This window comes from Pseudophaeobacter sp. 1A09344, assembly GCF_041008745.1.
GTDB classification, from domain to species: domain Bacteria; phylum Pseudomonadota; class Alphaproteobacteria; order Rhodobacterales; family Rhodobacteraceae; genus Phycobacter; species Phycobacter gallaeciensis_A.
The window spans coordinates 14,108-29,130 of sequence record NZ_JAXGFS010000009.1 but is presented as its reverse complement, the minus strand read 5'-3'; the positions used below and the strand labels follow the sequence as shown (position 1 = coordinate 29,130).

General features: G+C 61.4%; 12 protein-coding genes. 8 read left to right on the top strand and 4 right to left on the bottom strand.

The genetic code is table 11. The annotated features are described in order from the left end of the window. Positions 1–8: 8 nt before the first annotated feature. Positions 9–845 (bottom strand): 3-methyl-2-oxobutanoate hydroxymethyltransferase, encoded by an 837-nt coding sequence (gene panB / locus SM765_RS15680; RefSeq protein ID WP_274837925.1) that lies wholly within the window; start codon positions 843–845, stop codon positions 9–11. A 200-nt stretch (positions 846–1,045) separates the two neighbouring features. Between panB and SM765_RS15675 the strand changes: the two genes are divergently transcribed. The 6 genes from SM765_RS15675 (at position 1,046) to SM765_RS15650 (ending at position 8,260) form a co-directional block, all read left to right on the top strand. Further along, positions 1,046–2,524 (top strand): ABC transporter substrate-binding protein, encoded by a 1,479-nt coding sequence (locus tag SM765_RS15675; RefSeq protein ID WP_274837924.1) that lies wholly within the window; start codon positions 1,046–1,048, stop codon positions 2,522–2,524. A 324-nt stretch (positions 2,525–2,848) separates the two neighbouring features. Further along, on the top strand, positions 2,849–3,796 hold the full coding sequence (locus SM765_RS15670) for an ABC transporter permease (protein ID WP_065272216.1): 948 nt from the start codon (positions 2,849–2,851) through the stop codon (positions 3,794–3,796). Next, the gene (locus tag SM765_RS15665) at positions 3,793–4,608 is read left to right on the top strand and encodes an ABC transporter permease (protein WP_065272215.1); all 816 of its coding nucleotides are present in this window, start codon (positions 3,793–3,795) and stop codon (positions 4,606–4,608) included. Before SM765_RS15670 ends, SM765_RS15665 begins: the two co-directional genes overlap by 4 nt. A 139-nt stretch (positions 4,609–4,747) precedes the next feature. Then, positions 4,748–6,340: an ABC transporter ATP-binding protein gene (locus SM765_RS15660; protein WP_065272214.1), complete on the top strand. Its 1,593-nt coding sequence runs from the start codon at positions 4,748–4,750 to the stop codon at positions 6,338–6,340. Continuing rightward, the gene (locus SM765_RS15655) at positions 6,337–6,810 is read left to right on the top strand and encodes a GNAT family N-acetyltransferase (RefSeq protein WP_065272213.1); all 474 of its coding nucleotides are present in this window, start codon (positions 6,337–6,339) and stop codon (positions 6,808–6,810) included. Before SM765_RS15660 ends, SM765_RS15655 begins: the two co-directional genes overlap by 4 nt. Continuing rightward, on the top strand, positions 6,803–8,260 hold the full coding sequence (locus tag SM765_RS15650) for an aldehyde dehydrogenase family protein (protein WP_368981627.1): 1,458 nt from the start codon (positions 6,803–6,805) through the stop codon (positions 8,258–8,260). The genes SM765_RS15655 and SM765_RS15650 overlap by 8 nt, the downstream gene beginning before the upstream one ends. Before the next feature lie 151 nt (positions 8,261–8,411). Here the strand turns inward: SM765_RS15650 and pncB are convergent, their stop codons facing one another. From pncB to pncA, 3 genes are all read right to left on the bottom strand, one after another. Then, positions 8,412–9,701 (bottom strand): nicotinate phosphoribosyltransferase, encoded by a 1,290-nt coding sequence (pncB, locus tag SM765_RS15645; RefSeq protein ID WP_065272211.1) that lies wholly within the window; start codon positions 9,699–9,701, stop codon positions 8,412–8,414. Between the two features lie 62 nt (positions 9,702–9,763). Beyond that, on the bottom strand, positions 9,764–12,034 hold the full coding sequence (locus SM765_RS15640; protein ID WP_274837923.1) for a PAS domain-containing hybrid sensor histidine kinase/response regulator: 2,271 nt from the start codon (positions 12,032–12,034) through the stop codon (positions 9,764–9,766). Between the two features lie 75 nt (positions 12,035–12,109). Then, positions 12,110–12,715, bottom strand: coding sequence for a bifunctional nicotinamidase/pyrazinamidase (gene pncA, locus SM765_RS15635; protein ID WP_065272209.1), 606 nt, complete (start codon positions 12,713–12,715; stop codon positions 12,110–12,112). A gap of 191 nt (positions 12,716–12,906) precedes the next feature. Here pncA and trhO point away from each other — a divergent pair, with 191 nt between their 5' ends. Continuing rightward, positions 12,907–13,818 (top strand): oxygen-dependent tRNA uridine(34) hydroxylase TrhO, encoded by a 912-nt coding sequence (gene trhO / locus SM765_RS15630; protein ID WP_274835436.1) that lies wholly within the window; start codon positions 12,907–12,909, stop codon positions 13,816–13,818. Positions 13,819–14,046: 228 nt separating this feature from the next. Further along, positions 14,047–14,967 (top strand): PAS domain S-box protein, encoded by a 921-nt coding sequence (locus SM765_RS15625; RefSeq protein ID WP_368981626.1) that lies wholly within the window; start codon positions 14,047–14,049, stop codon positions 14,965–14,967. Positions 14,968–15,023 lie beyond the last annotated feature (56 nt).

The window sequence follows — 15,023 nt, the reverse complement described above, 5'->3', positions numbered from 1 at the left end:
CGTATTGGTCAGCCCTTCTTGGCGCCGGGCGCCGCATCCGCGAAAACATGTTCAGCCGCCGGGAAGCTACGGCTGCGCACCTCGGTCGCGTATTCCTTGATCGCGGCCTCGGCCATGGGGCCAAGATCAGCATAGCGTTTGACAAACTTCGGTTTGAAGGCGGCGAACATGCCCAGCATGTCATCCAGCACCAGAACCTGCCCGTCGCAGCCTGCCGAGGCGCCGATACCAATAGTCGGAATGACGATCTCTGCGGTGATCTGATCGGCCAGGACCTGCGGCACCTTTTCCAGCACCACGGCAAAGGCGCCAGCCTCGGCAACGGCGTGGGCATCGGCAATCACCGCTTCTGCCTGCTCATCGCGGCCCTGCACCTTGTAACCGCCCAGCGTGTTGATCGACTGCGGCGTCAGACCGATATGCGCCATCACCGGGATGCCGCGTTTGACCAGGAACCGGATGGTCTCGGCCATCTCGACCCCGCCTTCCAGCTTGACCGCGCCAGCACCGGTTTCGCGCATCAGCCGCGCCGCATTGCCAAAGGCCTGTGCCGGGCCTTCCTCGTAGCTGCCAAAAGGCATGTCGATCACCATCAGCGCCCGTTTCAGCCCGCGCGCCACCGCCTGACCGTGCAGGATCATCATCTCCATGGTGACGCCCAGAGTCGAGGGCAGCCCATGCAGCACCATGCCGACACTATCCCCCACCAGAACGAAATCGCATGTGTCATCCATCAGCCCGGCCATCGGGGTGGTATAGGCTGTCAGGCTGACGATGGGATCCTGGCCCTTTCGGGCGCGGATATCTTCGGCCGTGATGGCCTTGGTCTGGAGGTTCGCGCTCATCTTCTTCCCACGTTGGTTTTGGGTTGCGGAGGGGTATCATTTCGCACCCGCAGCATCCAGTGCGCGAAATGTCTCCCCCCTTGTCTCTTTCTGCCGCAACGCCAAAACGCGACAGGCTCTTGATTAACACTGCAAAATCAGGACAGACTTCTGGCAAGCCCGCCAACAAGGGCGTGTTTCCAACATCAGGGAGTTTCAAAGTGACATTCAGATCCATCCTCTTTGCCGCCGGTTCCGCGCTGGCGCTGAGCACCGCAGCCGCCTGGGCCAAAGACAGCGTCACCATCGGTCTGCAGCTGGAACCGCCGCATCTGGACCCGACCAGCGCCGCTGCCGGGGCCATCGATCAGGTCCTCTACTCCAACGTCTTCGAAGGTCTGACCCGCTTCATGGGGGATGGCTCGGTTGTGCCGGGTCTCGCCAAAAGCTGGGACATTTCCGAGGACGGTCTGACCTATACATTCCACCTGCACGACGGCGTCACCTTCCATGACGGCACCACCATGGACGCCGAAGACGTGAAATTCAGCCTGGACCGCGCCCGCGCCGAAGACAGCACAAATGCGCAAAAGGCGCTGTTCTCGGACATCGCAGATGTCACCGTGGTTGATCCGATGACCGTCAAAGTCACGCTGAGCCAGCCCAACGGCAGCCTGCTGTTCAATCTGGCCTGGGGCGATGCCGTGATCGTGGCGCCGGAAAGCATCGAGGACATCAAGACCGCGCCGATGGGCACCGGTGCCTTCAAATTCGCAGGCTGGGTGCAGGGCGACCGCATCGATCTGGAAAAGAACGCCGATTACTGGGGCACCCCCGCGAAACTGGACAAGGCCACCTTCAAGTTCATCTCGGACCCCACCGCCGCCTTTGCAGCCGTGATGGCCGAGGATGTCGATGCTTTTTCCGGCTTCCCCGCGCCCGAGAACCTGCCGCAGTTCGACGCCGATCCGCGGTTCCAGGTTCTGGTCGGTTCGACCGAGGGGGAAACCATCCTGTCGACCAACAACAAACAGGCGCCCTTTGACAATGTGAAGGTGCGCGAGGCGCTGGCCCATGCCATCGATCGTCAGGCCATCATCGATGGCGCCATGTTCGGCTATGGCACGCCCATCGGCACCCATTTTGCGCCGCACAACCCGGCCTATGTGGATCTGACCGGTCAGTCCGCCTTTGATCCGGAAAAGGCCAAGGCGCTGCTGGCCGAGGCCGGTCTGCCGGACGGATTTGAAACCACCCTGCACCTGCCGCCGCCCTCTTATGCCCGCCGTGGCGGTGAGATCATCGCCGCCCAGCTGGCAAATGTCGGCATCAAAGCCGAGATCATCAACGTCGAATGGGCGCAGTGGCTGGAAACCGTCTTCCGCGGCAAGAACTTTGGCCTGACCATCGTCAGCCACACCGAGCCGATGGACATCGGGATCTATGCCCGCCCGGAATACTACTTCCAGTATGACAATCCGGACTTCCAGCAGCTGATGACCGACCTGAACGGCACCACCGATCCCGATCAGCGGACCGCGATGCTGCAGCAGGCGCAAAAGATCATCGCCGACGACTACGTCAACGGGTACCTGTTCCAGCTGGCTTCTCTCAGCGTGGCAAAGGCTGATCTTCAGGGTCTTTGGGCCAATGCGCCGACACAGGCGACCGACCTGACTGCTGTCAGCTGGGCCGAATAAGCCCTGCCAATCTACCCCAACAAAGGGCGCGCTGCGGCGCGCCCTTTTTCATGCCCGCACCGTACTTTCACCCCTCCGTCGGCCAGCGGCTCGGACCAGACGGATTCGCATATCGAATCGTGAATGCCCTGAAGAAAAAATGGCTTTGATGTCTGCTGCTTAGCTCGGATTCCGCACGCTTCACGACGGCTGCGCGTTAGCCGCACAAAAGATGACCAAAATGGCGATTTTTCACGGCCAGATCACAAAAATAATAGCGCCAGTTTCACCCTCTGCGCTGCTTGCTCTGGACCGATCCCTCTGCTGATTCTAGCCTGTGTCACAATGATACAATATTCTTTCAAACGACTGCTTTCGCTGTGCCTCAGCCTGGCTGTGGCCTCTATCGTGATCTTCGCGGTGATCGAAATCGCGCCCGGCGATCCGGCGTCCTTCATGCTGGGCATCAACGCCCAGCCTGACACCGTGGCGGCCCTGCGCAGTGAGCTGGGGCTCGATGAATCGAAGCTGCACCGCTACCTGACCTGGATCGGCGGCATGCTGACCGGCGATTTCGGCACATCTTATACCTACCGCACCCCGGTGGCCGAGATGATCGCCGACCGGCTGTGGGTATCGCTGCCGCTGGCGCTTTATGCGCTGGCGCTGTCGACGCTGATCGCATTTCCCGCCGGGATCTATGCTGCTGCACGGCGTGGGAAACCCGGAGACATGGCGGTGATGGGCGCAACCCAGCTGGGCGTCGCCATTCCGAACTTCTGGTTTGCGATGCTGCTTGTGCTTGTCTTTGCCATCAACCTGCGCTGGTTCAGCGCCGGGGGCTTTGGCGGCTGGGAAAACGGAATCTGGGCCGGGATGAAATCCCTGACCCTGCCCGCCATCGCGCTAGCCCTGCCGCAGGCGGCCATTCTGGCGCGGGTGATGCGCTCCGCCCTGCTGGATATTCTGGGCGAGGACTTCATGCGCACCGCTCGTGCCAAGGGTCTGACCCGCAGGCAGGCGCTGTGGCGGCACGGGCTGCGCAACGCGATGATCCCGGTGCTGACCATCATCGGTCTGCAGTTTTCCTTTCTGCTGGCCGGGGCGATCATCATCGAACAGGTGTTCTACCTGCCCGGCCTTGGACGGCTGGTGTTCCAGGCGATTTCCTCCCGCGATCTGATCGTGGTGGAATCGGTGGTGATGCTTCTGGTCTTTGCCGTGATCACCGTGAACTTTCTGGTCGATCTGGCCTATGCGCTGGTCGATCCCCGGCTAAGGAGCCGTACATGAGCCGCAGTCTGTTCCTTGGCATATTCCTGTCCTCGCTGGTGCTGCTGGCGGCGCTGCTGTCGTTCGTCTGGACGCCCTTTGACCACACGGCGATGGCCATCCCGGACAAGTTGCAACGGCCGAACGCCGTGCACTGGCTGGGTACCGATCACTTCGGACGCGACATCTTTTCGATGATCATGGTGGGCGCGCGCACCTCGCTGGCGGTGGCGCTGGTGGCCGTCGGTATCGGCATGGCCATCGGCATCCCGCTGGGGCTAACGGCGGCGGCGCGCAAAGGCTCTGTTCTGGACGAGTTGATCATGCGCGGCAACGATCTGGTCTTTGCCTTCCCGTCGCTTGTGATCGCGATCCTGATCACCGCCATCTTTGGCCCCGGCGCCATCAACGCGATCATCGCCATCGGCATATTCAATATCCCGGTCTTCGCCCGCATCACACGGGGGGCGGCCCTGTCGCTCTGGCAGCGGGAATTCATTCTCGCGGCGCAGGTTGCGGGCAAAGGCGCAGCGCGGATTTCAGCCGAGCATATCCTGCCCAACGTGGCGAACCTGCTGATCGTGCAGGGCACCATCCAGTTCAGCCTTGGCATTCTGGCCGAAGCAGGCCTCAGCTATGTCGGCCTTGGCGCGCAGCCGCCGACCCCCAGCTGGGGACGCATGCTGGCGGATGCGCAAACCATGGTCAGCTTTGCCCCGCATCTCGCGATCATTCCCGGGTCGGCCATCGTGCTGACCGTGCTTGGCCTCAACCTGATGGGCGACGGGCTGCGCGACTGGCTGGACCCCAAACTGCGGGAGGCCCGCACATGACACCGCTTTCCCACATCTCCGCAATGGCCATGTGCCCGGCACAGCCGGGCCGCGCCCGACCCTCCCCCCGGGAGGGCGCATTGCGCCCAGCCAGGCTCGGGCGCTCCCCTTGGTGTGATCTTATGGAAGGACGCCAGACGTGAGCCTGCTGAATATCACCGACCTGTCGCTCTCCATCGGCAGCCACCCGATCCTGAAGAACGTGACCCTTTCGGTCGCTGCCGGAGAGATCGTCGCCGTCACCGGCGAAAGCGGCTCCGGGAAATCCATGACCGCCTTTTCCGTCATGCAACTGCTGCCCGAGCGGACCACAATCCAGGGGCAGATCCTGCTGGAAGACACCGATCTGACCCGGCAAAGCGAAGCGCAGATGTGTGCCCTACGCGGTCAATCTATTGGCATGGTCTTTCAGGAGCCTATGACCGCGCTCAACCCGGTCAGGACGATTGGCGATCAGGTGATGGAGACCATCCTGATCCACGGCGCCATGACGAAACAAGAGGCCGAACAACGCGCCCGCGACATGCTCGACCGGGTCGGTCTGCCTGCGGATCGCTTCCCGCTCAGCCGCTTCCCGCACGAGCTGTCCGGTGGTCAGCGCCAGCGGGTCGTCATCGCCATGGCCATCGCCCTGCGCCCGAAACTGCTGATCGCGGATGAACCGACAACTGCGCTGGACGTGACCACCCAGGCCCAGATCCTCGACCTGCTGAAGGATCTGGTGCAGGAATTCGGCATGGGGCTGCTGATCATCACCCATGATCTGGCCGTGGTGGCGGATCTGGCCGACCGGATCGTCGTCATGCGCCACGGCGAAGTGGTCGAAACCGGGGAAACCGATTGGCTGCTGCACAACATGAGCCACCCCTATACGCGGATGCTCTTCGCCGCCTCCTCGCATCAGGTCACCCTGCCAACGGCGCCGGAGCCGAAACCGCTGCTGGAGGTCAAGGGCGCCGTACGTGACTACCGCCTGCCGCGCAAATCACCCTTTGTCCCGCAGCAGCATTTCCGCGCCGTGAACGAGGTCTCCTTTACCCTCAACCGCGGCGAGCGGCTGGGCCTTGTCGGCGAGTCAGGATGCGGAAAATCGACCCTGACACGGGCAATTCTGGGGCTGGAGCCACTTCAGAGTGGTGAAATCCTGCTTGATGGGAAGCCGATTTCGGCCGGTCACGCGGCCGAGGCGCGCCGTAAGATGCAGGTGGTATTTCAGGATCCCTTTGGCAGCTTCAACCCGCGTCACCGGGTCGACCGGCTGATCACCGAACCCTTCTACAGCCAGCCCGATGCCCCCACCGGCAGCGCCCGCACCGATCTGATCGCGGAGACCCTGACCGCCGTCGGCCTGGGGCCGCAGGATGCAAACAAATACATTCACCAGTTCTCCGGCGGTCAGCGCCAGCGCATCGCCATTGCCCGCGCTCTGATCACCCGGCCCGAGCTGATCCTGTTCGACGAAGCGGTCTCGGCCCTTGATGTCTCTGTCCGTGCGCAAATCCTCGACCTGCTGGCCGAGCTGTGTGAGGCCTATGAGCTCACCTACCTGTTCATCAGTCACGATCTTTCGGTGGTGCGCACAATCACCGATCGCTGCCTGGTGATGCAGAAAGGCCAGATCGTCGAGGAAGGCGCCACCGAAGAGGTGCTGTCGGCGCCCCGGCATCCCTATACGCAGGCCCTGATTGCCGCCGCCCCTGTTCTGCCCGATCTGACGCAGGGAGCGGCATGAGCCTGACACTGTCCCTGATCCTGCCAAAGGAGCATGCGGTTCTGACCAGTGTTCTGGCGGGGTATTTCGAAGAAACCGCAAGCCAGGCCCGGATCGATCCGGGCGACAGGGCACGGCAGATGCTGCACCGCAAGGATGTCATCGCCTTCTGGGTGCTGAACGACGGGAAACGCATCGGCTTTGCCCTGGTTCTGAACCTGCCCGACGACCGGCGCGAGCTGTCCGAGTTTTCGATCTTTGCCCCGCATCGCCGCCATGGCTTTGGCCGGGTGGCGGCAGAGATCCTGTTTCAGGAGTTTCCGGGGCGCTGGCGGATGGGCATTTCGGCCCAGTCCCCGTCGGCCCTGGCCTTCTGGGGCACCTGTCTGAGCGTCCTGCCCGGGGTTACCGAGCTGCGCGAGGGCGCACCCTTTACCGAGTTGCAAAGCAAAAGCTATTCCTTCCAGATTACAGGACCCACTCATGACTGAAAAAAACAATATCTGGTTCGATCCCAGTTTCTGCCTGATCGGCGGCAGCTGGCAGGCCTCGGCAAGCGGGGAGACCCTGCCGTTGATCAATCCGTCGAACGGCAACGACCTGTGCCGGATCGCCCGTGGCGGCGCCAAGGACATCGACGCCGCCGTGCGGGCTGCCGAAGCGGCGCTAGACAGCGGTTGGGGCCAGATGCCCGCATTGGAGCGTGGCCGTATCCTGTGCCGCATCGGCCAGCTGGTGCTGGAGCGGGTGGATGAGCTGGCCGCGCTGGAAGCAATGGATGTCGGCAAACCCCTGACCCAGGCCCGTGCCGATGCTGTGGCGCTGGCGCGCTACTGCGAATTCTACGGCGGCGCTGCGGACAAGGTACACGGGGAGACCATTCCCTATCTGGACGGCTACACCGTCTATACGCTGCGCGAACCGCATGGGGTCACCGGACATATCGTGCCCTGGAACTACCCGATGCAGATCATCGGCCGCTCGGTTGGCGCAGCGCTGGCGATGGGCAATGCCTGCGTTCTGAAACCAGCCGAGGAAGCCTGCCTGACCGCGCTGGCCTTTGCCCAGCTGGCGCTGGATGCGGGCCTGCCCGACGGGGCGCTGAACGTGGTGCCGGGACTGGGCGCCGAAGCCGGCGCGGCTCTCACCGCGCATCCCGGCGTGCATCACATCTCTTTCACCGGCTCGGTGGCCACCGGCGCCCTGGTGCAGCAGGCCGCAGGCAAGAACGTGGTGCCGGTGACGCTGGAGCTTGGCGGGAAATCCCCGCAGCTGGTGTTTGACGATGCTGATCTGGATGCCGCGTTGCCGTTTCTGGTCAACGCGGGCATTCAGAACGCCGGCCAGACCTGTTCTGCCTCCTCGCGCATTCTGGTGCAGCGCGGCGTCTATGAAGAGGTCAAGACCCGCATGTCCGCCGCCTACGCAGAGCTGACCGTAGGACCGGCCCCGGAAGACCTGCGTCTGGGGCCGCTGATCTCGGCCCGGCAGAAGGAGATCGTCGAAGGCTTCCTGGCCAAGGGGTCGGATCTGACCGTGGCCGCGCAGGGGATTATCGTGGACGGCGCGCCCGAGGACGGTGCCTATGTGCGCCCGACCCTGTTTGCCGATGTGCCCGCCGATCACGCGCTGGCGCGGGAGGAAATCTTTGGCCCGGTGCAGGTGATGATCCCCTTTGACACCGAAGAGGAAGCCGTCGAGATCGCAAATTCCACCGACTACGGCCTCGTGGCCAGCGTCTGGAGCAGCGATGGCGCCCGCCAGATGCGGCTGGCAAAGAAGCTGCGTGCGGGTCAGGTCTTCCTCAACAACTATGGCGCCGGGGGCGGTGTGGAACTGCCCTTTGGCGGTGTCGGCAAATCCGGCCATGGCCGCGAGAAAGGCTTTGAAGCGCTTTATGGCTTCTCCCAGCTGAAAACCGTCGCTGCCTATCACGGTTGACACAGCCCAACAGAAGAGGTTTTGCGCTGCGCTTTGCGCATCGCGAGGCCGCAGGCCGCGCCTTCGGCGCGGCCTGCGGGGCCCAAGGGGAAGACTTGCATGTTCCATGCGAGCCTTCCGCGCGGGAGCCACCGCCTCCGTTAGAAGCGCTTCAGACGATGACGTCGATGCGTTCCTGTTCGCCCACGCCGAATACCCGCTTGTAACGGGCGACTTCATCCGCCGGTCCCATCGCCTTTTCGGGATTGTCCGACAGTTTCACCGTGGGGCGGCCATTGGCGCTGACCGCCTTGCAGACCAGCGAGAACGGCGCCAGCGCATCATCCGGTACCAGCCCGCGGAAATCATTGGTAAGCAAGGTGCCCCAGCCGAAGGACACCTTGACCCGGCCCGCGAACTGCGCGTGCAGCTCGGCGATCTTGTCCACGTCGAGCCCATCCGAAAAGATCACCCGTTTCTGTTTCGGATCCTCTCCGCGGTCCCGCCACCATTTGATCGCGACCTCGGCGCCCGCAGCGGGATCGCCGCTGTCGATGCGGATCCCGGTCCAACCCGCCAGCCAGTCCGGCGCGTGCTCCAAAAACCCCTTGGTGCCATAGGTGTCGGGCAGGATGATGCGCAGGTTGCCGTCGTGTTCATCATGCCAATCCGACAGCACATCATAGGGCGCGCGGGCCAGATCCTCATCCGTTTCGGCGAGGGCGGAATAGACCATCGGCAGCTCATGCGCATTGGTGCCGATCGCCTCGACCTCGCGACGCATGGCGATGAGGCAATTTGAGGTCCCGGTGAACTTCGGTCCCAGCCCCTCCATCATCGCCTGCACGCACCAGTCCTGCCACAGGAAGCCATGCCGCCGCCGGGTGCCGAAATCGGCAATCGACAGCCCGTCGATCTTGCGCAAGGCTTCGATCTTTTCCCACACACGGGTCATGGCGCGGGCATAAAGGACCTGCAATTCGAACCGGCCCATGTCGTTCAGAACCGCGCGCGAACGCAGCTCCATCAGCACCGCCAGCGCCGGGATCTCCCACAGCATAACCTCGTGCCATTTGCCTTCGAAGGTCAGCTCGTACTGATCACCCTTGCGCTCCAGATGATAGGGCGGCAGACGCAGGCCTTCGAACCACTCCATGAAATCGGGGCGGAACATCTGGCGTTTGCCGTAGAAGGTGTTGCCGCGCAGGAAGGTGCTTTCGCCGCGGGACAGCGACAGCGACCGGATGTGATCCAGCTGTTCGCGCAGCTCGCCCTCGTCGATGAGCCGGGCCAGCGGCACCTGCGAAGACCGGTTGATCAGCGAAAAGGTGACCTGGGTGTCCGGCTTGCTGCGGAACACCGACTGGCACATCAGCAGCTTGTAAAAATCAGTATCAATCAATGACCGGATGATCGGATCGATCTTCCATTTGTGATTGTAGACGCGGGTTGCAATATCCACCGGCGGCCTCGCTCCGTTGTTTCACAACGTGATAGGGCAGGCCCACGCCCGGAGCAAGGAAATCAGCCTGCGCGCAGGTTGTGTCTGTGGCCCCCGTGGGTCAGCAGGACATCGATCAATTGTTTGCGGTTGATCGGTTTGGTGAGGAATTCGTCCATGCCCGCCGCCAGGCAATCGGCCTTGTCGGTGTCAAAGGCGTTGGCCGTCAGGGCGATGATCACCGGCTGGCGGATCTGCAACGCCCGGATTGCCCGGGTCGCTTCGAGACCGTCCATGACCGGCATGCTCATATCCATCAGGATGATATCGGGCTGAAAAGACTGGGTCAGTTCCAGCGCTCTGGCGCCATCCTCGGCCAGTTCGATCTCCACCGGGAAATCCTTGAGGAACTTCTGGACCAGGATCTGATTGACCTTGTTGTCCTCCGCCACCAGCAGGCGCAATCCGTTCAGCGCCGCGGGCACCTCTTCGTCTACAACGGAGGCGCCGCAGGCCTGCTGGGCAGCGGCAGCAGGATCTTTCGCTTCCTGGAAGGGCAGGCGCACCGTGAAACAGGATCCCTGCCCCGGCTCAGACGCGACGGTGATTTCCCCGCCCATGGCCACTGCGAGGCGACGCGAGATGGCAAGCCCGAGGCCGGTGCCGCCAAAGCGGCGGCTGATGGCGGCGTCTGCCTGCGAGAACCGTTCGAAGATCTTGCTCAGCATGTCCTTGCTGATCCCGATCCCGGTGTCGGCGACATGAATGGTGATGTCCCGGCCGCTGTCGCTGTTTTCCGCCATCAGCGTGACCTTGACTTGGCCGGTCTCGGTGAACTTGATGGCGTTGCCAACCAGATTGGTCAGGATCTGGCCAAGCTTGCGGTCATCGCCATTCAGCAACGCCGGAACGGTATCATCGCACTCAAAGACCAGCTTCAACCCCTTGGCATCGGCCTGCGACTTCAGCAGGCGGATGGTGTTTTCACAGCAGCGGCGGGCATTGAAATCCACGGCATCAAGGGACACCTCGCCCGAGTTCAGCTTGGACAGGTCAAGGACATCGTTGATCAGATCCAGCAACGTCCGGGCCGAGCTAAGGATGGTATCCGCATAGAGCTTCTGATCTTCATCCAGGTCGGTGTCTTCGAGCAGCTGCGCCATGCCGATCACCCCGTTCATGGGGGTGCGGATTTCGTGGCTCATGGTGGCAAGGAATTCGGATTTTGCCCGCGCGCCTTCCTCGGCGGCGAGGCGGGCCTTTTCCAGCTTGGCGGCGTATTCCTTGGACTCGGTGATATCGCGTTCTACCGCGATATAGGTGGTGACGGCGCCGGTATCGTCCCGCATCGGCACCTGATTGGTCTCCAGCCAAAGCGTTTTCCCGTCCCGCCGCTGGTTCAGCACCTGTACCCTGAAGGGCTCCTCCCTCTTGCGCCCTTCGACAATGACGTCAAGGCTCGCCGGGTCGGTGTCCGGGTGGTTCAGAAGATCACCGGGCTGACGGCCGATCGCCTCTTCCGCGCGCCATCCCGTGATCCGCGTGAAGGCATCGTTGACCCAGATGATATTGCCGGTCTTGTCCATCAGCATGACACTGTCATTGGCGTGACGGGCCACCAGCGCCAGCCGCTGGGTCTCAAGTTGCTGCGCATAAAGGCGCTGATAGGCGGTCTCCAACTCCTGCCGCTGAAGCGCCTGGGCCAGCAGGCTGCTGCGGGTGCGGTGGAAACCGCGCGTGGTAAAGGTCAGCAGCCAAATCAGCGAGCCAAAGAATACCAAAAGCCCGGCGAAATGAAGCTGCGTGTCCGTGCTGCTGCCGCGCAGCACCGGCCCCCGCACGATAAGTATAAGGATAGGCGTCGCCGTATAGATCGCCAGACGGAAGAACACCGCGATCCGGTGGAAGGGAAACAGCAAGCCTGCGTTGATCGCCGCGCTGGTCAGCAGGGCAATGGAAAACAGCTGGTCATGCCGTTCCGAAAACTCCGGCGACCCTGCATCCACATAAACGGACCAGAGCGGCGCCGTGGCAGCGATGGCAACGCCAATCCCGTGAAGGGCTGCCGTCGCGGAACTGACGCTCCGCACCCGTTTTTCAGCGGCGGCATCCCGGCGCAGGCGATTGCGGGCCTGATGCAGATACCAGCAGTCCAAAAGGTCGGGGAGCATCGATGCCAGAAAGCTGAGAAGAGCGACAGCAGGCAAGATGAGATAGGCCAGCGCAAGGGACACCAGCACCGCAAACACAAGGCGCGACTTGAAACCCTTGATGCGCCCTCTGGAATAGCGATCAAACAAGCCGGCCGAGCTATACTTCTGGTAGTGGCTTGTCAGCGGTCCATTACCAGACATGCGCTGCTCATTCATCGTCTATCCTTGCGCGTGTCAATCCGCTCTTTGAATTAACGAAACTCCCTTTAAGAAACACTAAGCAGGTCCCTGGCCCAAATGGACACCCGCCTCCTGCATGTCCTTCAAGGCTGTATTGAGCGATCCCTCCAGATCGATGGCACGGCAGGCCGAGAGATCAACCCGGACATCAAATCCCAGCCGCGCGGCATCCAGCGCCGAGAAGGCAACGCAGAAATCCGTTGCCAGGCCTACCAGCGTCAGATCCATCAAGTCCCGATTGCGCAGGTATCCTTCAAGCCCGGTCGGCGTGGTCTTGTCGTTCTCGAAAAAGGCCGAATAGCTGTCCACTGCCGCACGAAACCCTTTACGGATGATTAGATCCCCGTCCTGCCGCAGATCCTTGTGAAAGGCAGCGCCGGGGGTACCCTGCACACAGTGATCGGGCCACAGAACCTGCGGTCCATAAGGCATCTCGACCAGGCCAAAGGCAGCTTCGCCCGGATGGCTGGAGGCAAAGGAGGAGTGTCCCGCCGGGTGCCAGTCCTGGGTCAGGATGACCGCATCATAGCGATCCATCATGGCGTTGATCGGGGCGGTGACCTCTTCGCCGCCGGCCACTGCAAGCGCACCACCAGAGCAAAAGTCATTCTGAACATCTATAACGATCAAAGCACTGGGCATGAAACTATCCTGTCTCGTTTCAGAAGGCGTAGGGCGCAGCATCTGTTGCGTCAATCCCCGCGCCCACTGCGGGACGAAGCATTCCGACATGCTGCCTGATCGGCAACGCGACCAATTACCACGCTGAAAAGCCGGGCCGTCACGACAGCCTGTCTTGCAGGATTTTCGGACTCTGGTGTAAAGGGCTGGCTATGTACACCATCGCTGCCCTGTATCACTTCACCCGCTTTTCCGACCCCGACGCTTTGCGGGGGCCGCTGCTGGATCTCTGCCTCGCACAGGAGGTCAAAGGCTCTCTGTTGCTGGCGCGTGAAGGGATCAACGGCACCATTGCCGGTCCGCGCGCCGGGATCGACGCCGTTCTGGCGCATATCCGCGCCCTGCCCGGATGCAGCGATCTGGAGTGGAAAGAAGCGACCGCCACCGATGCGCCCTTTGGACGGATGAAAGTCCGTTTGAAGAAAGAGATCGTGACCATGGGCCAGCCCGATGTGGACCCCAAGGCCCGCGTCGGCAACTACGTCGAGCCGGAAGACTGGAACGATCTGATCCGCTCAGACGATGTGGTGGTGATCGACACCCGCAATGACTACGAGGTGGCGATTGGCACCTTCGAAGGCGCGATCGACCCCGAAACCAGCAGTTTCCGGGAATTCCCCGCCTGGTGGGAAGCCAACAAGGACCGCTTCCACAACAAGCGGGTTGCGATGTTCTGCACCGGCGGGATCCGCTGCGAGAAGTCCACCAATTTCCTGCTGGGTCAGGGCGTAGAGGATGTCTACCACCTGAAAGGCGGCATCCTGCGTTATCTGGAAGAGGTTCCGGAACAGGACAGCAGCTGGCAGGGGGAGTGCTTTGTCTTCGACAACCGTGTCTCTGTCGGGCACGGGCTGAAGGAAGGTCCGCATGAGCTGTGCCACGGCTGTCGTCGCCCGCTGCTGCCCGAGGACAAGTCGCGCCCCGAGTACGAGGCCGGGGTCTCCTGTCATATGTGCATCAATGAGACCAGCGAGGCCGACAAAGCCCGGTTCCGGGAGCGGCAGAAGCAAATGCAACTGGCCCGGGCGCGCGGGGCGGATCATCTGGGCACGATTGCCCTTTAAGGTGGACCATTCTGTAAACCTTCAGAAATAAGCCTTAAAGCAGAATAGTTTCCTCCACGATACCGCTCTTGGTGGAATTTTAATCTTGCATTCTCTTCACGACTTTTTCATTTTATTTAATTGTAGCCAGCGACTCCTATCAAGGCTTGCGTATTTCAAAGCTCGATCGCTGGTGCTTGTGCCATTTTGCACAGTCAATTTTAGAAATGTTGAGATGAGGTGATTTCGATGATCAATTGCTCAGCCGAGCTGCTGCACCGTCCAGAGGAAGCGGCCAATATTAAACTTGGAAAAGTATCGATCCCCAGCCTGTTCCGCGACCTGCCCGAAGCCATCATCGTAGCGGATGAAAACCGCCGCATCGTCTGGGCCAACAATGCCGCGTTAAGCATGTTTGGCCACACCATCGATCAGATGGTCGGCCACAGCACCGCCATTCTTTACCCCACTGAAGAAGGCTACCTGTCCGCAGGCGCGGCACATTTCAATCCATCCGGATCCGCAGAGCAACATAATTACGAAAGCAACTATTTGCGATCAAATGGAAAAACCTTTTTAGGCGAAACAACAGGTGGCCCAATTCGCGATTCCCGTGGCGTCGTTCTGGGGTATTTCGGTATTACCCGCGACATTTCAAAACCGCGCGCTTTTGACGAATTGCTCGCCAGGCTCTATCAGGTTTCTGCGGATCAAGAGCTTGAGACCAATGAAAAGATCCGTGAAATTCTCAAAATGGGTTGCGCCCATTTTCAAACGGATTCGGCTTTGGTTAGCTGGGTTCACGGCGAAGACTACACCGTGCTCTACAGCTATTCCCAGATCGCGGAAATCGAACGCGGCAGCCGGTTCAAGATCGCCGATTGCTGCTGCGCACGCGCGATGGAGGCCAATGGCCCGATTGCCTGCAGCTCAGCTCAGGAGGTCGGAGACGCGCCCCACCCCTGTTACAGTCTGTTTGTTCTTGAAACCTATATCGGGGTACCGTTGGTGGTCGATGGCGAACGGTTCGGCACGGTCAACTTCACCTCGTCAGAACCGCGCACGCCCTTTGAGAGCAGCGATCTGGAGCTGATCAAGATGTTTGCGGCCTGGATTGCCCAGCAGCTGAGCATCGAAAAGGCGACAAACCAGCTGATCGAAATCAGCTGATCGCCCACCCCGCGACACGCGGGCTTCGTCAGCCGACATATAGACCGGCTGACGGA